Source organism: Thermoanaerobacter sp. YS13 (assembly GCF_000806225.2).
Taxonomy (GTDB): Bacteria; Bacillota; Thermoanaerobacteria; order Thermoanaerobacterales; family Thermoanaerobacteraceae; genus Thermoanaerobacter; species Thermoanaerobacter uzonensis.
In genome coordinates this window covers 1,181,594-1,206,374 of sequence record NZ_JOOI01000001.1, presented here as the reverse complement: position 1 = coordinate 1,206,374, position 24,781 = coordinate 1,181,594, and the positions used below count along the sequence as shown (strand labels likewise).

Here is a 24,781-nt window from a genome sequence, read left to right as displayed (position 1 = left end):
GTTAGATATGAAAGGTTACATGGGGATAGACGTAGGTTCTGTTAGTACAAATATTGCAGTAATTGATGAGAATAATAGAGTAGTAGATTCTGTTTACATAAGGACACAGGGCCAACCTATTAAAGCAGTTCAAAATGCTCTTCGTGAGATAAAAAATAAAATAGGAGATATGGTTATTAAAGGAGTAGGCACCACAGGAAGTGCAAGGCAATTGACTGGCTTAATGGTGGGGGCAGACATTGTCAAAAATGAAATTACTGCTCATGCCGTGGCAGCTTCCAATGTAATAAAGGATGTCAGAACGGTAATTGAAATAGGGGGACAAGACTCAAAGATCATAATTTTAAGAGATGGGGTAGTAGTAGATTTTGCAATGAATACAGTCTGTGCAGCAGGTACCGGTTCTTTTCTTGACCAGCAAGCATACCGGTTAAATATTCCCATCGAACAGTTTGGAGACATAGCTTTGCAATCTAAAAGTCCTGTCAGAATTGCGGGTAGATGTAGTGTTTTTGCGGAATCTGACATGATTCATAAGCAGCAGATGGGATATGCTCTTCCTGACATAATAAGTGGCTTGTGTGATGCCCTTGTTAGAAATTATCTAAATAATGTAGGGAAGGGAAAAGAAATAAAAGAGCCAATAGTGTTTCAAGGTGGTGTTGCTGCTAATAAAGGAATAAAGGCAGCCTTTGAAAAGGCATTAGGAATGAAAGTATATGTGCCTGAACATTACGGCGTAATGGGAGCCATCGGATCAGCAATATTGGCAAAAGAAGCAGTAAAAGAAAAAGGATATACTTTCTTTAAAGGCTTTGAGGTAAGTGACTTTAAATATAGAGCAGTAGGTTTTGAGTGTACCGCTTGTCCAAATCGATGCGAAGTCGTAGAGTTCATACAAGGAGATGAGGTAATTTCAAGATGGGGAGATAAGTGTGGCAGGTGGTCTAACAACACTAGCAAGAAAGTCCATGCAAATACAGCTAGTTAATTAATGGGAGGCAATATAAGCCTCCCAATTTTAAACCTTATTTTTTTATATATGTCCCATTTCCAATTATTAACTATACCAACTGCATGCCTTATAATTCCTTTTACGTAATCTTGCTGTTAAAAATGTTAATCTATATTAAACTTACTAAAAACTCTTCCGAAATAATATGTAAAATTGTATAATAAAATTATAAAGTAATAATTTCGGGGGTTAAATGATGGATAACCGTGATATTATTTTTGCTCTTGACATTGGGACAAGGGTAGTTGTAGGAATAGTAGGCATTGAAAATAATGGGAAATTACAAGTGCTTGCTGTTGAACAGATGGAACATGAAAGTAGAGCAATGTTTGATGGGCAAGTTCATGATATAGATAAAGTTGCTAATGTTATTGAAAAAATAAAGAGAAGGCTTGAAGATTCTTTAAATATGAAATTGACGAAAGTGTGTATTGCGGCGGCGGGAAGGTCTTTAAAAACTCAATCTGCGAGAGCAGAAAAAAATATTGATGAAGGGCACGAAATAACGATAGAAGATATAGACAATCTTGAGTTGGAAGCTCTTGAGATTGCACAAAATTCTATTGTTTCTCAATCAGGGGTTACAAAATATCATACCGTCGGTTATACAGTATCTAATTATTACTTAAATGGTTTTCCTATTACCAATTTAAAAGGGCATAAAGGCCGTGAAATAGCAGTAGAAATTTTAGCTACTTTTCTTCCTTACGATGTAATAGAGGGACTCTATGCTGCAGTGAAAAAAGCCGGATTGGAAGTTTCATATATCACTTTAGAGCCTATAGCAGCAATAAATGTGGCAATTCCACCTGAAATTCGGATGTTAAATATAGCCCTTGTAGATATAGGGGCAGGTACTTCTGATATTGCTATATCAAAAGAAGGGAACATAATAGCATATTCTATGGTGCCTTATGCCGGTGATGAAATTACTGAATCAATTGCTACCCATTTCCTAACCGATTTTAATACTGCTGAGAAAATAAAAAAAAGCACAAAAAAAGAAATTAAATTTAAAGACGTGTTAAATATACAGCACAAAATAAAAAAAGATGAAATAGTGCAAATTATAACACCACAAGTTAAAGTTTTGGCGCAAAAGATATGCGAGGAAATTATAAAATATAATGGTAAAAGCCCTTCTGCAGTATTTTTAGTGGGTGGCAGTAGTAATCTTCCTAATTTGCCTGAAGAAATAGCTTCTATATTGAATTTACCTATAAATAGAGTATCTGTGCGAGATATAAAATCAGTAGAAATTTTAGATTACAAAGGAAAGACGCTAAAAGGCCCTGAAAGCATAACTCCAATAGGAATAGCTTACTCTGCAATGATAAATAAGAAAAAGGACTTTATAAGAGTTTCTCTTGACAATGAAACAATAAAGATTTTTAACATAAAAAATCCCACGGTAATGGATGCTTTAGTTGCTATAAACTATGACTCTAAAAATTTAATTGTACAAAATGGTATAGATTTAGTTTTCAATCTTAACGGCCAAAAAATCGTTGTTAAAGGTGAAGAAGGAACTCCTCCACAAATATATGTAAATGATTCATTAGCAAATTTAAAGACTCCTATAAAGGATGGAGACAAAATAACAATTATAAAAGGTCAAAAAGGGCAAGATGCTACAATAACCGCTGGTGAACTACTAAAGCAGCAAAAAGGGAAAATAATTTTTATAAATAATTCAAAAGTGGACCAAAATTATGTTATAAAAAATGGGGATGAGATAGTTATAAAAGAAGACTTAACAAGTTTTGCTGTTACAGTAAATGGAAAAGAAGTAGTGTTAAAAGGGAAAGAAGAGTATCTGTTTGTAGACGTATTTAATTTTATAGATTTGAAACTGGATAATAACAAGGTGCCAGAAATGAAACTTAATGGGAGACGTGCTTCCTATACAGATATATTAAAGCCAGGAGATAATATTGAAATTGAAATATAAAAGTAGCTGAAGTCTTGCATTATAAAGTCTCCACTTTTAAAAGGGTGGAGACTTTATAAAGTTGTGGAAATTTAATGTTACTGATATAATTAAGAGAGAGGTGAAAAGAAGATGGATGTATTTATCGAAAAATTAGTCAAAAAACAAAAAACTTCGAAGGATATTTTATTTAGTATTGGTGTTGTAGTAGCTGCATTAATTACTGTGTTTGGCGTGATACCTTTAATACCAATAGTTAAAAATTTCTTAATTTTCTTTTTGTTTTTGTTTAGCTATTTAGCGTATTACTTAATAAGGTCGAGAAATATTGAGTTTGAATATTCACTTACAAACAATGAATTAGATGTAGACAAAATAATTGACCAAAAAAGAAGGAAACATGTTATAAGCGTTGACTGCAGAGATTTTGAAGTTATGGCAAAGGTTAATAGTGACAAGCTGACAGAAGACATAAAAGCTATTAAAAATCGAATTGAAGCGGTAAGTTCTATGTCTTCTCCTGATGTGTATTTTGCAGTGTTTGAAAATGGGGGAGTAAAAACTTTGCTATTTTTTGAGCCAAATGAAAAAATGTTGGAAGCGATAGCAAGGTATATACCAAGGAAGCTTTTTAGATAATATTGAGAGGTTTGGAATATGAAAGAAGAATTAGAATTTCTAGATATTTGTAAGAAAACAGGATTGTCTGTCACACTATTGAAAGAAATAATAAAGGTGATATCAAAATATACAAGTGTTGAAAAAGCAGTTATTTTTGGTTCCAGAGGTCGGGGAGACTTTAAAAAAACGTCAGATATTGATATTTGTATTTTTGGAGATGAAGTAACACATACAGAGATAAATCTTTTAGAATTTGATTTAAGAGAATTAAATACTCCTCTTGACTTTGATGTAGTAAGTTTTAAAAGTATTACGAAAGAGGAATTAAAAGAAAACATATTGAAGGATGGAGGAGAGGTATATGATAGAAAAAAGATTACTTCAGAGATTTGAAGATTTTAAAAATGCTTTTATGCGTTTAAAAGAAGCCTTTGATATCAACATAGAGAATGATATAATTATTGATGGGATAATACAAAGATTTGAATTTACTTTTGAATTAGCATGGAAACTTATAAAAGATTATATTGCTTATGAAGGAATAGTGATCATTGAAAAAGAAAATAAGTAAGATTCACAAAAAAGGAAGGATTTGCATGACTGATAATTCCCCAAAAAGGGCATCAAAAGAGAATAATTTTGAAGAGAAAATAGGTGAATTAAAGGAATGGCAAGAGAACCAGTATAATCCTGGTTATTATATAGGTAGTGGACGTATTCCGAAACCTGTAAAAGAGGTAAAGAGAAAGCCTCTTTTCTTATTAATAATTGCTTTTTTTATGCTTTTACCAGCAATTGCAATTATAATTTTTGATTTTTCTATAGAAAATCTCTTTGCTGCTTTATTTCCCACTTTAATTTCTTTGGTATTACTTTATGCTGCTGTGAGGGAGATCATTGATAATTGGAAAAATAAAAGGTCAAGGAGTTGATGAAATGATTAAAGCAGTTATTTTTGACATGGACGGCGTAATAATTGACAGTGAGCCAATACACATTAAATTAGAAGAGGAATTATTCAAAAGTTTAGGAGTAGAGATAAGTGAAGACGAACATTTGACATTTGTAGGGACTTCTTCTTATTACATGTGGAGGAAAATTAAAGAAAGATTTAATCTTTCTCAAAGCGTAGAAGAGCTTGTAGAAGTAGATAGAAAAAGGTATTTAGAGCATGTCTTGAAAACAGGCGAAATAATTCCTATAGAAGGTATAACAGAGACGGTAAAAAAGCTTTTTGAGAAAGAGTATAAATTAGCCGTTGCTTCTTCCTCTCCTATAGATGTAATAAAATTAGTTGTAAAAAAGCTGGGAATTGATAAATGCTTTGAGGTGCTTGTATCTGGAGACTATGTAAAAAATAGCAAACCAGCACCAGATATATTTTTATATACAGCAGACAAATTAAAAGTAAAACCCCATGAGTGTGTTGTAATTGAGGATTCATATAATGGAGTTCATGGTGCTAAAAAAGCAGGGATGAAAGTGATAGGTTTTAAAAATCCTAATTCCGGAAATCAGGACATATCAGAAGCTGATTTTATTGTAGATTCTTTAGGAGAAGAATTGTTAGAAATTATAGATGAATTAAACAATGCGGAAGATATTGTTAAAAACTTAATGAAATAAATAGTGCGCAAAATAATGAATACGGCCATTCCCACAGAGAGACTCTGGAAAATTAAGTAAGTTGGGGATAACTGTATTATCCCTTCTTTACAGATTGCAATAAAGATGCTGCTTTAAAAGCAAGAGATGAAATAGCTTTAAACTAAAAAGGAACTGCGTGATCCATCAAAGAGGCAGATTCCTTCTAATTAGGTCTTTTATTTTTTCTAAAGCAATTTCTTGCGAATTACTCAGATTTTGTATATTTTCTTTCAATTTCTTATAAACTTCTTTTAGTAAATCCATTTCTTCAGTCATTTGATTATTTTCTAATTAAGAAACATATTTGTTAAAAAATTCATCAGAAATTAGTTTTTTAATTTCTACAGTTTCGTCAATTTCTTCAATCTTGTGTTGGAACTCAGCTACGTACCTTAAAATATTAGAAGAAAAGAGATTTTTGAATACTTTAAAATTTTCCGCGTTTGGAGGTAAAGTTAGTAGCTCACCTGTAATTTCAAAGCTCTTTTTTAATTCATCATTTTCAGTTTGCTGGGCTTTGATGTACAAACTGTCAATAATACTTATTAAAGATTTTTTAAAACAACCGGTTCGGCTAATATTTCATCTAAAGTATCAATTAAAAAATTAACAACTAAACTAAAAGGTAAGTTTTTGGTACCGGGCCGCTTTGTTACAAGTCGCACCGATTGCAAAATATCCTATTTCCGAAAGTTTGTCTACAGTCTGAGAGCGGGGAGACCCCGCTTAAAATTTTGAGGAAAAGGCTAGGTGGAATTTTTTCAGTATTACTTCAGTAAAAAAGGCATAGAGAGGAACTTGAATAGCTTGTGTTACAATTCTTGGGGGAACGGTTATTTTCATTGGTAGATGAAAGAGCATTTGAATGAAATAGGGCGTGAGTATAATAGAAGAGATGGTCTGCCCTAAGCCTATCGCTATAACAAGCTGCCAGAAATTGGGGATTTGCGCCTTAAAAGGTTTTAAAAACAATATAGGAAGAATTCCCACAAGGGCAGCGGTAAAAGTGAAATGGGGCATATAAGGGCCCATTGGGTTTATAAAATAGCCAATGATATCTCCCAATGCTCCTACAATACCTCCGGCATAGGGGCCAAATGCTATTCCTGCAAAAATTACAGGAAAAGCTCCAAAGCCTATCCTTATTCCTTCCACACCTCCAATTGCTATCCTTATGCTGGCTACTCGCGTGAGCACAATGTTTAGCGCTACTAGCAAGGCAAGAAATGCAATTTCTCTTGTAGTAAATTTTTTCATAAAAAAACCTCCCCTTTATTTTGTGTGGCAGAGTATGCCACACCAGAGGAGAAACCTTTGGAGTGGCAGCGGACGCGGTGGCCCACCGCAAACCATAAAGGCTTTTCGTACGGAGGCGACGTCCCATCCTCCGTCACTTAACGCGGGACACCTACTCTGCCGGAATTAGATTTGCATAAGATAATTATAACATAAAAATTAGATTTTATTTTAGAAAAGTATACAAAATTTTATACTATTTTTTCGGATAGTAGACGCGCTTGGTTATATTTCAAACCGAATTATAAATGAAGTTCAATTAGGTGGTGTAATTTTAACAGGTGGTGATACAGCAAAAGCTGTATGTAAATATCTTGGTGCAAGAGGTATAAAGTTAATTAAAGAATTAGAAACTGGTATTCCAATAGGCAAACTTATAGGTTTTAGAGATTTATTAACAATCACAAAAGCAGGTGCATTCGGAACAGAAGAGACTCTTATTAATACAATCCGTTTTTTGAAAGGAGAGAATTAATATGGTAAAACCACTGATTGGAATTACAATGGGAGATGCAGCCGGCGTAAGACCAGAGATAATAATGAAAGCGCTGAGTGATCCCCAAATTTACAAAATTAGCAAACCAGTTGTAATTGGTGATGCAAAAATGCTACAACGTGCTGAATCTTTTCTAAAGACGGGACTTCTTATCAAGGCAATTCAAAACGTCGAAGAAGCAGAATTTAAATTTGGAGTAGTTAATTGCATAGATCTAATTATTAGAATAAGTGTTAACCATGGTACGGCATTTGATATCGCGGGGAAAGGAATTGCAGATGAAAAAAGCATGAAAGAAGCAATTCGTCAGGCGGCTGAATTAATACCCCAAAAATTTCATGGAAGTTTACTAGGGAGTAGTTGATTTTTTTCATTTACAATTTCTTCTAAAGCTTCGACAATCTTATGGTTATACTTTTGCGGCTGACTTTTTTATCTTGAAAATAGCTTTTGTAAAATAAAAAAATGGACATAACAGCCTCTTAAAATTTCTCTTAAAATTTTTTATTTCTAGTGTGGGAAAAGTGTGGGAAAAACAAAAAAATAAGAAATTTATATTCTCTAAAACCTAGTATTTTCAAGTATTATGGTGCGCCTGACAGGAATCGAACCTGCGACCTCTCGGTCCGGAGCCGAACGCTCTATCCACTGAGCTACAGGCGCACACTTTACACATAAAAGTTTACTATGAAAAAATTAACCTGTCAAATGGATTTGATATTTATTAAACGTAGTGGTAAAATAATATTTGGAAACAATAAACAAAAGGAGGAGTGACAGATGCAAGCAATCAGTATCGAAGCTATAAAAAGAGATACTGGTAAAAATGTAGCTCGCCGTTTGAAAAATCAAGGTTATATTCCTGCCATTTTATATGGTAAGGATATGACGGAGAGCATTCCTTTGGCAGTTGAATATAATGCGCTTCAAAGGTTGCTACAAAAACATGGAAGGAATGTCCTCCTCAATGTGATTGTGGATGGTTCTACTCATAATGCGGTTATTAAAGAGATTCAAGAAGATACCTTGAAAGGGAAAATAATTCATGTGGATTTCCAAAGAGTATCAATGTATGAAGAAATAGAAGCTACGGTTCCGTTAAAGTTTGAAGGAATAGGCCTTATTGAAAGCAGGGGTGGAATTGTACAGCATCAACTTTGGGAGTTGACAGTGGAAAGCCTACCTGACAAAATCCCTCAAGAAATTGTTGTGGATTTAAGCAATTTAGAGATTGGAGATACACTTTTTGTAAAAGACATACAAGTTCCAGATGGAGTAAAAGTTGTAGATGATCCTGATGAGGTTGTAGTTTCTGTATTGGCACCTAGAGAAAGTGAAGAAGAGGCAGAAGAAGAGGCTGAAACAGCAAAAGAAAATGAATAACAAAAAAGAGAGGTTATACCTCTCTTTTTTAGTAATTAGCGATTTTTCTTTTTTCATTGGTTAGCCTTTCTGGGATTATATCATTTCGGATTAAGTCTTCATAAGTTTCTCGCGCAACGATTATGTCAGCCTGACCATTAGACACGAGTACTGCAGCAGGACGAGGTAACCTGTTATAATTGCTGGCCATCGAATAATTGTAAGCACCTGTACACAGCACTGCTAAAATATCTCCTTCTTCAATTATAGGTAGTGTAATATCCCAAATTAGCATATCACCTGATTCGCAAAGCTTTCCTGCTATTGATACTTTTTCTGATGTTATATTCTTAGCTTTATTAGCTACAATAGCATCATATTTTGCTCCATATAAAGCGGTACGTATATTATCAGACATTCCTCCGTCTACTGCCACGTATTTTCTGACACCTGGTATGTCTTTAATAGCTCCTACTGTGTAAAGAGTAGTTCCAGCATTTCCTATTATAGAACGACCTGGCTCTACAATTATGTTTGGCATTTTTATATTTAAAGCAACGGAATATTCCTTTACTGCTTGCATTATTTCGTGTGCTATTTGTTCGATTGGCTGGGGATCGTCCTCTTCTACATATGCTATTCCAAAACCTCCACCTAGATCTAGTTCTCCTACTTCCCAACCTAAAAATTCTTTTACTAATTTTAGGAAATTCATCATAATTTCTATTTCAGCTTTATAAGATTCTGCATCAAAAATCTGAGAACCGATATGAGAATGTAGACCTACTAGATTTACATTTTCCAAAGTTAAAGCATATTCTATGGCTCTCATTGCGTCTCCATTAAAAAGAGGGAAGCCAAATTTTGAATCTATTTGTCCTGTTTTTACATATTGGTGAGTATGAGCTTCTACACCAGGAGATACTCTTATATAAATATTAGGAACTTTATTCATCTTTTTTGCCAAGTCATTTAACATATTTAGTTCATACCAATTATCTACAATGATTCTCCCAATATTATTTTCTAATGCCATTATAAGTTCTTCTTTTGATTTATTGTTGCCGTGAAAGTATATTTTTTCAGCAGGGAATCCTGCTTTTAACGCAGTATATAATTCTCCACCAGAAACGACGTCAAGACCCAAGTTTTCTTCTTCAATTATTTTGCATATTGCCATTGTCATGAAAGCTTTGCTGGCATAAATCACTTCATTTCCTGGATAATCTTTTTTAAAGCCATTGTAAAATGCTCTACAATTTTGCCGCAATAACTCTTCGTCTATTACATAAAGCGGTGTACCAAACTTTTTTGCAAGAGTTACAGTATCGCAACCACCTATTTCCAAATGCCCCTTTGAATTTATTTTCATTGTACCATGCAACATTTTATCAACCTCATTTACTTTAATAATTTAAATTACGAAACTAAAAACAAAATAAAATACAGCTAAGTATTACCTCAGCTGCCTATTTTGCACATAGACATGGTAATACCTCCTTCCCCCTATAGCGAGATAGCTCTTCACTGAAGGCTCGGGAAACCTCCAGTGACAGTCCTATACCTATTCGGCATAGGCCCAGCTGCGTAAACTTTAAGGAATTTACGCGCTTCGGCGAGCATCCCTTTCATATACCTTCATTAGCCCTTAAATACCTCTGGTATACTACTCTTGATGACCCGCGCCTCTACCTCACCTTCCAAGAAGATGAGGTATTGTTATTCAATTTTTTTATTATAATATCATTTATGAAAACAGCTGTCAATAGATTTTCAAAAAATTTTTTATTAGAGATTAAAAATGGGTAAACTAAATAAGAGGTGGTATAAATGCCATGGATAATAACTTTCATAGTTTCATGGATTATTTTCTTTTTGTTAGTTGATTGGAGATATATAAAATATACTGTATGGGGAGGCCTATTAGCTTTAGGTTTTCAACTTGTTGTAGATGAAATTGCAATTGGTCTTAATCTTTACGATTTTTCTAATGTTGTTATTAAAATTTTTAATTCAAGTTTATTTTTTACTTTTGGTGCACCTTTTTGCATAGGAGTATTGTATGCACAAACATATCCTAGAAATAATATTTTGCGCTTTATAAATGTGATTGTTTTAACCGCACTATTTTTTGTAATGGAATATTCATTAGTGCATATAGGGGTACTAAAATATCTTCACTGGCATTATTTATATAGTCTAATTATAGACGTGGCAGCACTTTTGGCCTTAGGGAATCTCATCACTATTTTTAAATTATCCCCGGGGATGAGGAGGGAGAAATAGTGAAACTATATGTTTTTTTGAGTTTGATTGCTATTGATGGGGTATTGGTATTCTTATGGTTTAATTTTTTAAATAAAATTCAAAAAAAAGAGGGTTAAAGAAAAAAATACCTAGCTATTGTAGATATATTGTACAAAAATTTGTGCTAAATATCATATTTATTGACGATAGTAAAGAAGAAAAAATAGTATTATAATAAATAAAAACATCAAACGTTTTCTAATAGGGGGAATCTAAAAATGGCTGATGTTGTACTCAAACATGTTTATAAAGTCTATCCAGGTGGTGTTACCGCAGTTAAAGATTTTAATCTAGAAATTCAGGACAAGGAGTTTATAGTATTGGTTGGGCCTTCTGGCTGTGGTAAAACTACAACATTGAGAATGATAGCAGGACTTGAGGAAATATCTCAGGGTGAACTTTATATTGATGGCAAACTTGTGAATGACGTGCCACCAAAAGATAGGGATATCGCAATGGTATTCCAAAACTATGCTCTTTATCCTCATATGACAGTGTATGACAATATGGCTTTTGGACTTAAACTCAGAAAGGTTCCAAGAGCGGAAATTGATAGAAAAGTAAAAGAAGCAGCTCGAATTTTAGGATTGGAAGAATATTTAAACAGGAAACCAAAAGCTTTGTCAGGCGGACAAAGACAGAGGGTTGCATTGGGGCGTGCTATTGTCCGCAATCCAAAAGTATTCTTGATGGATGAACCTTTGTCAAACTTAGACGCAAAATTGAGAGTACAAATGAGAACCGAGTTGGCTAAACTACACGATAAATTACAGACGACTTTCATATATGTTACCCATGACCAAACGGAAGCTATGACAATGGGTACGAGAATAGTAGTTATGAAGGATGGCGTTATTCAGCAAGTAGATAAACCTCAGACTATTTATGATTATCCAAATAATTTGTTTGTTGCTGGATTTATTGGAAGTCCTCAAATGAACTTTATTGACGCAAGATTAGAAAATAAGAATGGAAAAGTATATGCTACTTTTAAGGGATTCAGCATTTTGGTGCCAGAAGGGATTTTGAAAAGATTAAAAGATCCAAGCTACGTTGGAAAAGAAATTGTGTTAGGAATAAGGCCAGAAGATTTGCATGACGAAGAAGTGTTCTTGGCAGCATATCCAGAAGCTGTAATTGAGGCAAAAGTAGATGTTACAGAGTTGATGGGTCCAGAGACATACCTATATTTGGATGTGAATGGTGTTCCATTGACAGCAAGAGTAGATCCAAGAACAAGGGCAAAAGCAGGAGACGTAATTAAAATAGGTTTTGATATAAATAAATTGCACATGTTTGATAAAGAAACAGAAATGTCAATTTTGAATAGAGTAACAAACTGAAAGGCGGTTATTCCGCCTTTTATTTTTTGTGTCAAAATGCCACATAAATTTACATTTGCCTATTATTTCTTCTAGGAAATAGTGTATAATTATTGTATACTTATAAAGTAAGGTGGTATGGAGATGATCGGCTATGACCCTATAAAAAAGGTGGCCTACGATATTCAAAAAAATATTCAAATTCCATTATATATAATAGATAAGTCAGGAAATTTAATTTATGGCGACAAAGATTTTTTTGAAAAAAAAGCAGGATTTTTAAGGATAAATGTAGAATATATTGATGAAAAAGAGATATATGAAGTAGGGGAATTTATATGTTATAACATATTTTACAATGATGTCCTCTTTTTTACTGTCGCTTTAGAAGGAAAAGATGAACAATCAAAAAAAGTGCTTTATTTAATTTCTCTAATGTTGGAACAATTACTGCACAAATATGATAGAGAAGAATTTTTGATAGAGGCTTTAACTTGTAAATTAAGTTCAAATTTAGCATCCTATTATGCTGAAAAATACAAAATAAATAAGAATGTGAAATACACAGTAGCAATTGTCGAATCGAATAATGAAATTGACGATGCAATAAAGATAATTACCAACATTTTTGAGAAAGGTAATTTATATACTGTAAAATTTGATGATAAAAGATTTGTAGCAATATTTTCTTATAAGGGAAATAACTCTTTAATAGAACTTTATAAAACTATGAAAGATATGATAGAAGCTGAAGGCTATATAAAAGTAAAAATAGCCAGTTCTTCTTCCTTTGTGCCAATTGAGGATATACATATCGCCTATAGGGAAGCAGAGACAGCCTTACTTATTGGTAAAAAATTGGAAGATGAAAAAGGAATATATATTTACGAAGACTACAGCTTTGCAGAAATTTTATGGGGAATTGACATAGAGAAGGTAAATAATTTTATTAAAAAAAGAAATATTGATTTTGGTATTTTCAAAGATGATGAATTGATACAAACCCTAAATGCTTTTTTTCGAAATAGTTTAAATTTGAGTGAGACTGCCAGAGAGTTGTACATCCATAGGAATACATTAGTTTATAGACTTGATAAAATTTTTAAAATGACAGGTTTAGACGCTAAAAATTTTGATGATGCTCTCCTATTAAAGACGATCATGGTTTTGACAAAATTATACGATATTCCGAGGTGAGAAAATTTGATAAAGTTTATAAATGTATCTAAAAGATACAATAAAGATATAATTGCTCTTTCAAATATTAGTTTTGAAATTGAAAGTGGAGAATTTGTCTTTATTGTTGGGCCTAGTGGTGCAGGTAAGTCAACTTTAATTAAATTACTTCTAAAAGAAGAAGAACCTACTTCTGGCAGTATTATAATTAATAAAAAAGATATAACAAAAATTAAAAAGCGAGAGATACCATATTTGAGAAGGAATATGGGTGTAGTTTTTCAAGATTTTAGATTGCTTCCTAATAAGACAGTTTTCGAAAATGTTGCATTTGCTATGGAAGTTGTAGGGGCCTCTCCTAAAGAGATAAGGAGAAGAGTTCCAATGGTGTTATCACTAGTTGGGCTTAGTGATAAAGCAGACAATTATCCTCAGCAATTGTCAGGTGGTGAGCAGCAAAGAGTTTCTCTAGCAAGAGCTATTGTAAATGAACCTTCTATTCTTATAGCAGACGAACCTACAGGGAATCTGGATCCTGATACTTCATGGGAAATTGTAAAACTTATATCTGAAATAAATAAAAGAGGTACTACAGTTGTTATGGCCACCCATGCAAAAGACATAGTAGATGCAATGAAAAAAAGAGTAATAGCGCTGGAAAAAGGAAACATAGTACGAGATGAAGCAAGGGGTGTTTACGGATATGCTCTTTAGAAATTTTAAATATTTTTTGAGAGAAACTTTTAGCAATTTGATAAGGAATAGGCTTATGACAGTAGCTTCTATAACTTCCGTAATGGCAGCAATGCTTATTTTAGGTTTATTCCTTATATTAGTTTTGAATGTTAATACAATGGCTAATCAAGTAGAGTCACAATTGGAATTAAAGGCTTTTTTAAATGATAACCTCACCAAAGAACAAATTGACAGAATAGGCAGTAATATAAAGTCATTAGAAGGAGTAGCATCTGTCACTTTTGAGTCTAAAGAACAGGCGCTTGAGAATTTTAAAAAGCAGTTAGGTGATAAAAGTTACTTACTTGAGGGCTTGGAAAAAGATAATCCACTGCCACAGTCATATATAGTAAAAGTAAAAAATGCTAATATGATGAAAGATATATCACATAAAATAAAGCAAATAAATGGAGTTGATAAAGTGAGTTATGGACAAGATGTAGTGGAAAAGCTTCTTGGTATTATAAAAATAATAAGGGTGGTAGGACTTTCAATCATACTTATTTTATTTGTAATCTCGATTGTCATAATTTCTAATACCATAAAATTAGGTGTTTATGCTAGAAGAAAAGAGATAAGTATAATGAAATATATTGGAGCAACTGATTGGTTTATAAGATGGCCGTTTTTAATTGAAGGTATAATATTGGGATTATTAGGAGCTTTAATTTCTGTGACAATATTGGCTTTGATTTATGACTATGCAGCAAATCTTATCAATAGTAGGTTAATTGTGTTTGAATTATTGCCTGTAGATAAGATAGTTGGAGATATTACTTTGTACTTTTTTGTGATTGGTGCTATTATAGGGGCGTTAGGAAGTGGGATTTCTATTAAAAGATTCTTAAATGTTTAAAAGCTGCAAAGGGGGGAACTTTGCATTGAGAAAGAAGAATAGGTTAAAGTGGGTTGTATTTACTGTTTTGTTTGCTATTTCTACACTTTTTATATCTTGTCCCAAAGCTGATCAGCTTCAAGATGTTAAGAATAAATTGAATCAAATCCAAAATTCTATAAATGAGACAAAGGAAAGAAAGGAGCAGATAATTAATCAAAAAAGAGATGTTGCAGCACAAATAAAAGAAATAGACAATAAACTTAATGCTACAGCTATTGAATTAGATAATGCTCAAAAAAGATTAGCTAACATTACTGCAAAACTCAACAAGACAAGAGAAGAGTTAGAAGCAGCCAAAAAAGTGGAAAATAATCAGCTTCAGACTATGAAAGAGCGCATAAGGGCAATATACATAAGTGGCGAATGGGGATATTTAGATGTGCTTTTAAGTTCTAAAAGTTTTGGAGATTTTATAACCAGGCTTGACATTATAAAAAAAATAATCAATTTTGATGTTAATTTATTTGATTCATATAAAAAGCAACGAGAAATTGTTCAACAAAAAGAAATAGAATTAGCTCAAATGAAGATAGAGGCAGAAAACTATAAGAATGAGGTAGCTTCTCGACAAAGAGAATTACAGGTGGCAATGGTTTCTAGGCAAGGATTGATGAGAGACTTAGAAAGACAGCAAAAGTATTATGAACAACAAGAAGATGAATTGCTAAGGCAATCTCAACAGTTAGAAAGAATTATCCAAGAATTACAGGCAAAATCAAGACTTAAATATACTGGTGGAAAACTTTTATGGCCTGTTCCTTCTAGTGACATTATAACATCACCTTTTGGAATGAGATATCATCCAATATTACACCAATACAGGATGCATACAGGTATTGATATTGCTGCTGAAACAGGAGCTGATATAGTAGCTGCGGGAGATGGACAAGTTATTTTTGCAGGTTATTACGGTGGATATGGATATGCAGTAATTATAGACCATGGAGACGGAATATCCACTTTGTACGGTCATAATTCTGTTTTATTAGTGAAAGAAGGTGACATTGTTAAAAGAGGTCAAGTTATTGCTAAAGCAGGAAGTACGGGATGGGCAACAGGACCACATCTTCACTTTGAAGTGCGTAAAAATGGTGTTCCAGTTAATCCGATAGACTGGTTAAAATAACCAGTCTGTTTTTTTTATTTCATGAATGGTGTATAATAAAAAAGAACATATACATATAATTTTAAGAGACTAAAAAAGGTGGGGAAATTATGGCGAAAAAAAGATTTTATATTTTATTAGCAGTACTTTTAATAGTTACAAATGTTATAACTTTTATGTTAGCAAACGCAGTATCAGTGGCTCTTCCTAATGGTAAAGTCCTTGTTTCTCGTGAGGAGTACCAGTTGATAAAAGAATATAATAAGCTTTTTGATATTGAGAAAATCCTTGAAAATAGGTATGTTGATAAAGTTAACTCTTCAGTCCTTTTAGAAGGTGCTATGAAAGGAATGGCTAACTCTTTGGAGGACCCTTATACTGTATATATGAATAAGAAAGAATTTTCTGATTTTATGACTCAAACTACAGGTACTTATGGGGGAATTGGGATAGTTGTAGCAGTTGATAAAGAAGACCATATTGTGGTGGTTTCTCCAATAAAAAATACACCAGGGGAAAGAGCAGGGATAAAATCCGGCGATATAATAATAGAAGTGAACAATAAAAAAGTAAGCGGTAAAAATTTAGATGAAGCAGTAGCTATGATGAGAGGACCTCAAGGAACAGATGTAACCCTCACTATAATGAGAGAAGGAAAAACTTTTAGTAAGACAATAACAAGAGAGATAATAAAATTAGAAACAGTATATGAGGAGATGCTTCCTGATAAAATTGGATATATTAAGATTACAATGTTTGACCAAAGCACAGCTAATGACTTTAAAGCAGCTCTTGATAAGTTAAAGTCTCAGGGCATGAAAGGACTTATACTAGATTTAAGGGATAATCCTGGTGGACTTTTAGATGAAACTATAGATATTTCTAATTTAATTTTGCCGAAGGGAGTTGTTGTGACGACCAAAGGAAGAGTTGACAATAAAGAATATTATTCTAAAGGACCTGGCCTGGGATTACCACTTGCTGTGCTTGTAAATAAAGGCAGTGCTAGTGCCTCAGAAATTTTAGCAGGGGCGATAAAAGATAGAAAAGCAGGAGTTTTAGTTGGGACCACTACCTTTGGAAAGGGACTTGTACAAACTATTGTTGACTTTGGTGATGGTACAGGATTAAAATATACTATTGCAAGGTATTACACGCCAAATGGCACAAATATTCAAGGCAAAGGAATTGAGCCCAACTATGTAGTGGAGCTTCCTGGAAATTACACTCTTCAAGATACTCCTGACTTAAAAGGAGATACTCAGCTTATAAAAGCTTTTGAGATTGTAAAAAGTGAGATAAAGTAAGGTGTTAAAATGATAGCTTTTATTCAAGTTTTTTGGATGGCAATAAAGACAATAGCTTTGTCAATTTTTAATCCTTTTTTCTGGATAGTGATAATTCTAATAGTAATGCAGTATAGAAATAAAATAGCTATAGAAAGAGAGATTATCGGACATGAGCAAGAACCAATGAAAGAATTGGTTCTTGACTCTATCTTTTATGGTGTAATTGCTGCAATAATTGGGAGCTTTTTTATGATATTTTTAGGAATAACAATAGAAAATGTAGGGCTTCAGTATGTATGGCCTTTGGCTATAGTTTTGATGCTTGTAAATCCTAGATATATTTGTTTTTCTTATGCAGGAGGAATAGTTTCTCTATCCAGCTTGATTTTTGGATTTCCTAGTATAAGTGTTTCTGCACTTATGTCTATTGTAGGTATTCTTCATTTGATGGAAAGCCTTTTAATATATGTAGATGGTCCAAGGAATACCACTCCTATCTTTGTAAGGCTTAAGGATGGGCGGGTGGCAGGAGGCTTTACTATGCAAAAGTTTTGGCCCATTCCTTTTGCTGCATTAACTATTGCTACTGGAATAACAATAACAGGACAGGGTGTAAATATGCCAGATTGGTGGCCCATTATCAAACCAGCTGGAATTGATTTAAATAATGCAATTTTTTTAATTATGCCAGGTATTGCAGCTTTAGGATACGGAGACTTAGCTTTAACACAACTTCCAGAAAAGAAAACGCGAATTTCTTCTATACGTTTATTTTTCTTTAGTATAGTTTTGATTATATTGGCGATATTAGGAATCTATACTAAATTATTTCAATATTTAGCAGCTATTTTTGCGCCAGTGGCTCATGAGCTTTTAATTTTAATAGGGCAAAGAGAAGAAAGGGAAAATCCACCTCTTTTTGTAGCGCCAGATACAGGAGTGATGATTTTAGCGACAGCAAAAGGTTCTCCTTCTAGAGAAATGGGAATTAAACCGGGGGATGTAATATTAAAAATTAATGATATTCCTATCAATGATCCAGATGATATAATACGAATACTCAATGAACGGCCTTCTGTGATGTGGATCACTGTAAAAGATTTAAATGGCAATTATACTAACTATGAATATAAGAATCCCCAGGGAATTTTGGGATTAGGGATTTTAATAGTGCCAAAGGCAACTTCTATGATTTATGAAATCAATGAAGGGGGAATATTTATAAAAAAACTAAAAGAAATGTTTAAAAACATCTTTAAGAAAAACAAATAAGGAGGCAAAGTGTGTGTTTTTACAAACTTTTGAAACATATAATTCTTTTAATGAAAGAGAATTAAAAGACAAAAATGTCGTTGTAATAGATACTCTACGTGCGACAAGTGTTATTACTACTGCTTTGTACAACGGAGCTAAAGAGATTATTCCAGTTTCAGAAGTAGAAGAAGCGATCGAACTTGTAAAAAGTTTAGATAAAAAAACTTATCTTTTAGCTGGGGAAAGGAACTCTACAAAGATTAAAGGTTTTGACCTATCTAATTCTCCATTAGAGTATACTCGTGAAAAAGTAGAGAATAAAACGATAATTTTTACTACTACCAACGGAACAAAAGCTTTAAAAAAAGTCTCTTTAGCAGATAATGTAATTTTAGGATGCCTTTTAAATGCTTCTGCTGTTGCTAAGTATATATACGCCAGCAATAAAGATACAGTAATTGTATGTGCTGGTACAGAGGGAAAATTTTCTTTTGACGACATAATAACTGCTGGAGTGATATATAAAAAGCTGCAAGATTTAATGAAATTTGAAAGTGATGATTTGTCAAAAGCCTGTTATTTTTTGTATAAACCTTATGAGGGCAACTTGTATGAAATAATGAAGGAAGGCTATCACTTTAAAAGATTAAAAGACTTAGGGTATGATGAAGATATTGAGTTTTGCTTGACAGTTGATAAATTTGATATTGTGCCAAAACTTAAAAATGGAATTATAAAAAATTCAGCCGACCTGTAAAGGCCGGCTGTTCAGACTGTATACAAACTTTCGAAAATAGAATATTTTGCATAAGGAACGACTTGTGACAAAGCGATAACAAAACTTAATGAGACCGAGGGTGGAGGCAGGGCCGAAGCCAAGGATGGCGGAGGCGGGCACTAAGACAAGGATGTCGAATGTGCCCGTAACCCTGCCGGAACCCGAAGGTCGAGCTTTAGTTTTGTCGCTTTGGAACACCGGAGTGACGATGCAAAATATCCTATTTTAAAAATTTTTGACTTTGTAACAAACTGTTCAGCCGACCTGTAAAGGCCGGCTGTTTGGTTATGTTTGTATTGACAAGTAGGGTATGCTATAATAATAAGATGATAAATTGCAAAGAGGGTAGAAAAAATGAGTGGATTTAAGTTGGTATCTAATTTTAAACCAACAGGAGACCAACCTCAAGCTATAGAGAAATTAGTTGAAGGGGTAAAAAAAGGATATAGATTTCAAACCTTATTGGGTGTGACGGGTTCTGGAAAAACCTTTACTATGGCTAATATAATACAAAAGTTAAATCGCCCTACTCTTGTCATTGCTCATAATAAGACTTTGGCTGCGCAATTATACGGTGAATTTAAAGAGTTTTTTCCAGACAATGCAGTGGAATATTTTGTGAGTTATTATGACTACTACCAACCGGAGGCTTATATACCCCAAACTGATACTTATATTGAAAAAGACGCTTCTATAAATGAAGAAATAGATAAATTGAGGCACTCTGCTACGGCAGCTCTTTTTGAGCGAAGAGACGTTATAATTGTCGCCAGTGTTTCTTGTATATATGGCTTAGGTGACCCTGTAGATTACGAAAATCTTATGCTTTCTCTAAGGCCGGGAATGATAAAAGATAGGGACGAAATAATTAAAAAGCTTGTAGGTATACAATATGAAAGAAATGATGTGAATTTTACAAGAGGCAAATTCAGGGTAAGAGGAGATGTAATAGAAATTTTTCCTGCTTCTTTTTCCAATAAGGCGATAAGGGTTGAGCTTTTTGGAGATGAAATTGACAGAATAGCAGAAATTGATGTGTTAACAGGTGAAGTACTGGGATTAAGAAAACACGTGGCTATATTTCCGGCTTCTCACTATGCTACTTCAAAAGACAAATTGGAAAGAGCGATAAAAAGCATTCGAGAAGAACTGGAGCAAAGGTATAAAGAACTTAAAGATGCTGGTAAAATAGTAGAAGCTGAAAGGTTAAGACAGAGAACAAATTATGACTTAGAGATGCTACAAGAGATGGGCTACTGCCAAGGAATAGAAAATTATTCAAGGCATATTTCAGGAAGACCTCCAGGAAGCCCTCCTTATACCCTTTTAGATTATTTTCCTGAAGATTTTCTCATTTTTATAGATGAGTCCCATGTGACAATTCCTCAGATCAGAGGCATGTACAATGGAGACAGGTCAAGGAAAGAAGCATTAGTAGAATACGGATTTAGACTTCCTTCTGCTTTTGACAATCGTCCCCTTACTTTTGAAGAGTTTGAAGAGAGGATAAATCAAGTTATCTTTGTTTCTGCAACACCAGGGCCTTATGAAATTGAACATTCAGAGCAGGTTGTTGAGCAGTTAATACGACCGACAGGTCTTGTGGATCCAGAAGTGATAGTAAAGCCTGTTAAGGGACAAGTAGATGATTTGATAGGGGAAATTAGAAAAACAGTTGATAAAGGCTTTAGAGTGCTTGTTACGACCCTTACAAAAAAGATGGCAGAAGATTTAACGGATTATCTCAAGGATATAGGAATAAAAGTAAAATATTTACATTCCGATATTGAGACGATTGAAAGGGTTGAAATAATAAGAGATTTAAGGCTGGGTAAATTCGATGTTTTAATAGGCATAAACCTTTTGAGAGAGGGATTAGACATACCTGAGGTTGCTTTGGTGGCAATATTAGACGCAGACAAAGAGGGATTTTTGCGTTCAGAGACTTCTTTAATACAAACTATAGGACGTGCTGCAAGAAATGCGGAAGGACGAGTAATAATGTATGCAGACGCTGTAACAAATTCTATGAAGAGAGCAATTGATGAGACGAACAGAAGAAGAAAGATACAAATGGAATATAACAAAAAACATGGTATAACTCCAAAGACAGTAATTAAGGGAGTAAGAGATGTAATTGAAGCTACTCACGTTGCTGAAGAAGAACAGAAGTACACAAGAAAGAAAGTTAAAACTTATGACCCTGAAATTATTAAGTCAACTATAGAGCAACTTGAAAAAGAAATGAAAGAAGCTGCAATTGAGCTGCAGTTTGAAAAGGCTGCAAAATTGAGAGATGTGATTTTTGAATTGAAGAAACAGTTGGAGGAAGTAGTTTGAGGTGAAATCATGGGGAAGGACAAAATTGTAATTAAAGGGGCAAGAGTTCACAATTTAAAAAATATAGATTTGGAGATTCCACGAGATAAGTTAACTGTAATAACGGGTTTATCAGGCTCTGGCAAATCTTCTCTTGCCTTTGATACCCTTTATGCCGAAGGTCAGAGAAGATATGTGGAGTCTTTGTCAGCTTATGCAAGGCAATTTTTAGGACAAATGGACAAACCAGACGTTGATTATATAGAAGGCCTTTCACCGGCAATATCTATAGACCAAAAGACCACAAATAAAAATCCTCGTTCTACTGTAGGTACGATAACTGAGATTTACGACTATCTAAGACTTTTATATGCAAGGGCTGGGAGCCCCCATTGTCCTGTTTGCGGGAGAGAGATTAGTATGCAAACTATAGATCAGATGGTGGACAGAGTCAAAGAATTGCCGGAAGGTACAAGGATACAGGTACTGGCTCCTGTTATTAGAGGAAGAAAAGGGGAATATGCTAAGCTTTTAAATGATATAAAAAAGAGTGGATATGTCAGAGTGAAAATTGATGGAGTAATGTACGATATAAATGAGGAGATTAAGCTTGACAAAAATAAAAAGCATACTATTGAAGTCGTAGTAGATAGGATTATTATAAAACCGGGAATTGACATGAGGCTGACGGATTCTATAGAAACAGCTTTAAAATTAGCAGATGGGATAGTTACTATTGATGTAATAGAGGGAGAAAGCTTTACACTCTCTGAAAAATACGCTTGTACAGAGTGCAACATAAGTATTGAGGAGCTTTCTCCGAGAATGTTTTCCTTCAATAGCCCTTATGGGGCTTGCCCTGTTTGCACTGGATTGGGGGAATTTATGAAGGTAGATCCAGAGCTTTTAATACAAGACCCTAAAAAATCATTAGCAAATGGGTTGTTGCCGGGGATTGTTGCTTCACAGGATAGTTATGCTTATTACAACATTTTAAGATTGATTGAACATTTTGAATATACAGAGAATACTCCTTATGAAAAGTTTAGTGAAGATTTAAAAAATATACTGCTTTATGGCAAAGATACAAAGGGAAAGTCCTATGGATTTGAAGGGATAGTAAACAATCTTGAAAGAAGGTACAACAATACTTCTTCAGATTTTATAAAAGAAGAGATAGAAAAGTATATGAGACCGGTTACTTGTCCTGCATGCCATGGAGCAAGATTAAAGCCAGAAGCGTTAGCTGTGACTGTTGGTGGACTTTCCATAAAAGAAATGACAGACCTTTCTGTTGGCGAGCTTATAAAATTTATTGACCAACTCAAATTGATAGAAAAACATGAGATCATTGCAAAGCCAATTTTAAAAGAAATAAAAGCAAGGCTTAGTTTTCTTGTAGATGTAGGCCTTGATTATTTAACTCTGTCAAGGCCCGCAGCTACTTTATCAGGTGGAGAAGCACAAAGGATAAGATTGGCAAGTCAGATAGGTTCTGGACTTGTAGGAGTCACATATATCTTAGACGAACCCAGCATTGGACTTCATCAAAGAGATAATGAAAGACTTATAAATTCCTTGAAAAAATTAAGAGACCAAGGCAATACTCTTATAGTAGTAGAACATGACGAGGATACAATATATGCGGCAGACTACATTGTGGATGTAGGACCAGGTGCAGGTGAGCATGGAGGAGAAATTGTAGTTGCGGGTACGATAGAAGATGTGTTAAAATGTGAAAAATCAATTACAGGCCAATATTTAAGTGGTAAAATAAAGATAGAAGCGCCAAAACAGAGGAGAAAACCTAATGGAAAAGCTTTAATAGTGAAAGGAGCGAAGGAAAACAATTTAAAAAATATAGATGTAGTTTTCCCTCTTGGAGTATTTATATGCGTTACAGGGGTTTCTGGCTCAGGCAAAAGTACCCTTATAAATGAGATACTGTACAAAGCATTGGCACAGAAGATTTATAAGTCCAAAGATAAACCAGGTATGCACGATGCAATAGAGGGTATCGATAATATAGATAAAGTAATAAATATTGACCAGTCTCCTATAGGCAGGACTCCTCGCTCAAATCCTGCTACATATACAGGAGTTTTCGACTATATAAGAGAGGTTTTTGCAAATACCCCAGAAGCTAAAATGAGAGGCTATAAACCAGGGAGATTTAGTTTTAATGTTAAAGGTGGAAGGTGTGAAGCCTGTGGAGGAGATGGTATAATTAAAATTGAGATGAACTTTTTGCCGGATGTATATGTTCCTTGTGAAGTGTGCAAGGGTCAAAGGTATAATAGGGAAACATTGGAAGTAAAATATAAAGGAAAAAATATTTCGGATGTACTTAATATGACGGTAGAAGAAGCGTTAGTGTTTTTTGAAAATATACCCAGGATAAAAAATAAATTGCTGACTTTGTATGATGTAGGACTTGGATATATTAAACTAGGGCAACCTTCTACTCAGCTTTCAGGAGGAGAAGCCCAAAGAGTAAAATTAGCTACTGAACTTTCTAAAAGACCTACAGGTAAGACATTATATATTTTGGATGAGCCTACAACTGGATTACATTTTGCAGATGTGCATAGGCTTCTTGATGTTTTGAATAGATTAACTGATGCAGGTAACACTGTTATTGTAATTGAACACAACTTAGATGTCATAAAAAGTGCAGACTATATTATTGACTTAGGACCAGAAGGTGGAGACAAAGGTGGAATGGTAATAGCTACAGGGACACCTGAGGAAGTTGCTGCCAATGAGAATTCTTATACTGGATGGTTTTTGAAAAAAGTCCTTTCTCAAAAATGAGGTGAATTTATGTATTATGCCATAGCTTCTCAGATATTAAAATATGTCCTTATTTTTCTCATCTACCTCTTTTTATACAGGGTTTTTAAAATAGTGTATATGGACATAAAAGGGGCAAGATATGAGAGGCAAATAACAGGGGCTAAACTTTCTTTTTTAAATGGAGAAAGGACTTTTAATCTTTTTGAAGTTACTACTATAGGAAGGTCGGAAGAATGTGATATAGTAATCGAAAGCCCTTATGTGTCTGCACGGCATGCTATCATACGAAAGAGGGGCAAGAGGTTTTATATACAAGATTTAAACAGTACAAATGGCACTTTTGTTAATGGCAAAAGAATAAAAGGAATTGCTAAAATAAGGAATAACGATGTAATTACTTTAGGTGATGTTGAACTCAAATTTATTTTGTAGGTG

General features: G+C 33.9%; 26 protein-coding genes, 1 tRNA gene and 2 riboswitches. Of the genes, 22 read left to right on the top strand and 5 right to left on the bottom strand.

The window, feature by feature from the left end:
- Positions 1–7 precede the first annotated feature (7 nt).
- From THYS13_RS06100 to THYS13_RS06070, 7 genes are all read left to right on the top strand, one after another.
- Positions 8–991, top strand: coding sequence for an acyl-CoA dehydratase activase (locus tag THYS13_RS06100; RefSeq protein ID WP_042833603.1), 984 nt, complete (start codon positions 8–10; stop codon positions 989–991).
- A gap of 220 nt (positions 992–1,211) precedes the next feature.
- Positions 1,212–2,966, top strand: a complete 1,755-nt coding sequence (locus tag THYS13_RS06095; protein ID WP_042833602.1) for a cell division protein FtsA — start codon at positions 1,212–1,214, stop codon at positions 2,964–2,966.
- 111 nt (positions 2,967–3,077) lie between these two features.
- Positions 3,078–3,584 (top strand): hypothetical protein, encoded by a 507-nt coding sequence (locus tag THYS13_RS06090; RefSeq protein WP_042833601.1) that lies wholly within the window; start codon positions 3,078–3,080, stop codon positions 3,582–3,584.
- 18 nt (positions 3,585–3,602) lie between these two features.
- A complete protein-coding gene (locus tag THYS13_RS06085) occupies positions 3,603–3,959 on the top strand; it encodes a nucleotidyltransferase domain-containing protein (RefSeq protein ID WP_042833600.1) in 357 nt (118 codons plus the stop codon).
- The gene (locus tag THYS13_RS06080) at positions 3,928–4,137 is read left to right on the top strand and encodes an HI0074 family nucleotidyltransferase substrate-binding subunit (RefSeq protein ID WP_235603250.1); all 210 of its coding nucleotides are present in this window, start codon (positions 3,928–3,930) and stop codon (positions 4,135–4,137) included. The genes THYS13_RS06085 and THYS13_RS06080 overlap by 32 nt, the downstream gene beginning before the upstream one ends.
- A gap of 25 nt (positions 4,138–4,162) precedes the next feature.
- A complete protein-coding gene (locus THYS13_RS06075; protein WP_042833978.1) occupies positions 4,163–4,498 on the top strand; it encodes a hypothetical protein in 336 nt (111 codons plus the stop codon).
- A gap of 4 nt (positions 4,499–4,502) precedes the next feature.
- Complete coding sequence (locus THYS13_RS06070; protein ID WP_042833977.1) at positions 4,503–5,192, top strand: HAD family phosphatase; 690 nt, start codon at positions 4,503–4,505, stop codon at positions 5,190–5,192.
- Between the two features lie 165 nt (positions 5,193–5,357).
- Here the strand turns inward: THYS13_RS06070 and THYS13_RS14780 are convergent, their stop codons facing one another.
- From THYS13_RS14780 to THYS13_RS06060, 3 genes are all read right to left on the bottom strand, one after another.
- Positions 5,358–5,489, bottom strand: a complete 132-nt coding sequence (locus THYS13_RS14780; RefSeq protein WP_255356290.1) for a hypothetical protein — start codon at positions 5,487–5,489, stop codon at positions 5,358–5,360.
- Between the two features lie 15 nt (positions 5,490–5,504).
- Positions 5,505–5,741: a hypothetical protein gene (locus THYS13_RS14605; RefSeq protein ID WP_235603248.1), complete on the bottom strand. Its 237-nt coding sequence runs from the start codon at positions 5,739–5,741 to the stop codon at positions 5,505–5,507.
- 198 nt (positions 5,742–5,939) lie between these two features.
- Positions 5,940–6,470, bottom strand: a complete 531-nt coding sequence (locus tag THYS13_RS06060) for a folate family ECF transporter S component (RefSeq protein WP_042833599.1) — start codon at positions 6,468–6,470, stop codon at positions 5,940–5,942.
- A 64-nt stretch (positions 6,471–6,534) separates the two neighbouring features.
- A riboswitch (THF riboswitch) is annotated at positions 6,535–6,631 on the bottom strand.
- A gap of 59 nt (positions 6,632–6,690) precedes the next feature.
- On the opposite strand from THYS13_RS06060, the gene THYS13_RS14895 reads away from it, so the two are divergent.
- Positions 6,691–6,984 carry a nucleotide-binding domain containing protein gene (locus tag THYS13_RS14895; protein ID WP_082990397.1) on the top strand — a complete coding sequence of 98 codons (294 nt, stop codon included), beginning with the start codon at positions 6,691–6,693 and terminating at the stop codon, positions 6,982–6,984.
- A 1-nt stretch (position 6,985) separates the two neighbouring features.
- Positions 6,986–7,369 (top strand): 4-hydroxythreonine-4-phosphate dehydrogenase PdxA, encoded by a 384-nt coding sequence (locus THYS13_RS06055; protein ID WP_042833598.1) that lies wholly within the window; start codon positions 6,986–6,988, stop codon positions 7,367–7,369.
- Between the two features lie 223 nt (positions 7,370–7,592).
- On the opposite strand, the gene THYS13_RS06050 is transcribed toward THYS13_RS06055, so the two are convergent.
- A tRNA-Arg gene (locus tag THYS13_RS06050) sits at positions 7,593–7,668 on the bottom strand.
- A 117-nt stretch (positions 7,669–7,785) separates the two neighbouring features.
- Between THYS13_RS06050 and THYS13_RS06045 the strand changes: the two genes are divergently transcribed.
- Complete coding sequence (locus tag THYS13_RS06045) at positions 7,786–8,388, top strand: 50S ribosomal protein L25/general stress protein Ctc (protein WP_042833597.1); 603 nt, start codon at positions 7,786–7,788, stop codon at positions 8,386–8,388.
- Positions 8,389–8,416: 28 nt separating this feature from the next.
- Here THYS13_RS06045 and lysA read toward each other — a convergent pair whose 3' ends face one another.
- On the bottom strand, positions 8,417–9,754 hold the full coding sequence (lysA, locus tag THYS13_RS06040; RefSeq protein WP_042833596.1) for a diaminopimelate decarboxylase: 1,338 nt from the start codon (positions 9,752–9,754) through the stop codon (positions 8,417–8,419).
- 122 nt (positions 9,755–9,876) lie between these two features.
- Positions 9,877–10,066, bottom strand: a riboswitch (Lysine riboswitch).
- 131 nt (positions 10,067–10,197) lie between these two features.
- On the opposite strand from lysA, the gene THYS13_RS06035 reads away from it, so the two are divergent.
- From THYS13_RS06035 to THYS13_RS05975, 12 genes are all read left to right on the top strand, one after another.
- Positions 10,198–10,653: a hypothetical protein gene (locus THYS13_RS06035; protein WP_042833595.1), complete on the top strand. Its 456-nt coding sequence runs from the start codon at positions 10,198–10,200 to the stop codon at positions 10,651–10,653.
- 239 nt (positions 10,654–10,892) lie between these two features.
- Positions 10,893–12,017: an ABC transporter ATP-binding protein gene (locus THYS13_RS06030; RefSeq protein ID WP_042833594.1), complete on the top strand. Its 1,125-nt coding sequence runs from the start codon at positions 10,893–10,895 to the stop codon at positions 12,015–12,017.
- Positions 12,018–12,140: 123 nt separating this feature from the next.
- Entirely contained in the window at positions 12,141–13,193 is a 1,053-nt protein-coding gene (locus THYS13_RS06025) for a CdaR family transcriptional regulator (RefSeq protein WP_042833593.1), read from the top strand.
- A gap of 6 nt (positions 13,194–13,199) precedes the next feature.
- On the top strand, positions 13,200–13,886 hold the full coding sequence (gene ftsE, locus THYS13_RS06020; protein ID WP_042833592.1) for a cell division ATP-binding protein FtsE: 687 nt from the start codon (positions 13,200–13,202) through the stop codon (positions 13,884–13,886).
- Positions 13,876–14,763 carry a permease-like cell division protein FtsX gene (gene ftsX, locus THYS13_RS06015; protein WP_042833591.1) on the top strand — a complete coding sequence of 296 codons (888 nt, stop codon included), beginning with the start codon at positions 13,876–13,878 and terminating at the stop codon, positions 14,761–14,763. The genes ftsE and ftsX overlap by 11 nt, the downstream gene beginning before the upstream one ends.
- Positions 14,756–15,931: a M23 family metallopeptidase gene (locus THYS13_RS06010; RefSeq protein ID WP_052210473.1), complete on the top strand. Its 1,176-nt coding sequence runs from the start codon at positions 14,756–14,758 to the stop codon at positions 15,929–15,931. The genes ftsX and THYS13_RS06010 overlap by 8 nt, the downstream gene beginning before the upstream one ends.
- Positions 15,932–16,020: 89 nt before the next feature.
- Positions 16,021–17,217 carry a S41 family peptidase gene (locus THYS13_RS06005; RefSeq protein ID WP_042833590.1) on the top strand — a complete coding sequence of 399 codons (1,197 nt, stop codon included), beginning with the start codon at positions 16,021–16,023 and terminating at the stop codon, positions 17,215–17,217.
- 9 nt (positions 17,218–17,226) lie between these two features.
- Entirely contained in the window at positions 17,227–18,471 is a 1,245-nt protein-coding gene (locus THYS13_RS06000) for a PDZ domain-containing protein (protein ID WP_042833589.1), read from the top strand.
- A 13-nt stretch (positions 18,472–18,484) separates the two neighbouring features.
- Entirely contained in the window at positions 18,485–19,210 is a 726-nt protein-coding gene (locus THYS13_RS05995) for a 2-phosphosulfolactate phosphatase family protein (protein WP_042833588.1), read from the top strand.
- Between the two features lie 375 nt (positions 19,211–19,585).
- A complete protein-coding gene (gene uvrB, locus THYS13_RS05985) occupies positions 19,586–21,571 on the top strand; it encodes an excinuclease ABC subunit UvrB (RefSeq protein WP_042833587.1) in 1,986 nt (661 codons plus the stop codon).
- Between the two features lie 9 nt (positions 21,572–21,580).
- Positions 21,581–24,364 carry an excinuclease ABC subunit UvrA gene (gene uvrA / locus THYS13_RS05980; protein WP_042833586.1) on the top strand — a complete coding sequence of 928 codons (2,784 nt, stop codon included), beginning with the start codon at positions 21,581–21,583 and terminating at the stop codon, positions 24,362–24,364.
- 9 nt (positions 24,365–24,373) lie between these two features.
- Positions 24,374–24,778: an FHA domain-containing protein gene (locus THYS13_RS05975; protein ID WP_042833585.1), complete on the top strand. Its 405-nt coding sequence runs from the start codon at positions 24,374–24,376 to the stop codon at positions 24,776–24,778.
- Positions 24,779–24,781 lie beyond the last annotated feature (3 nt).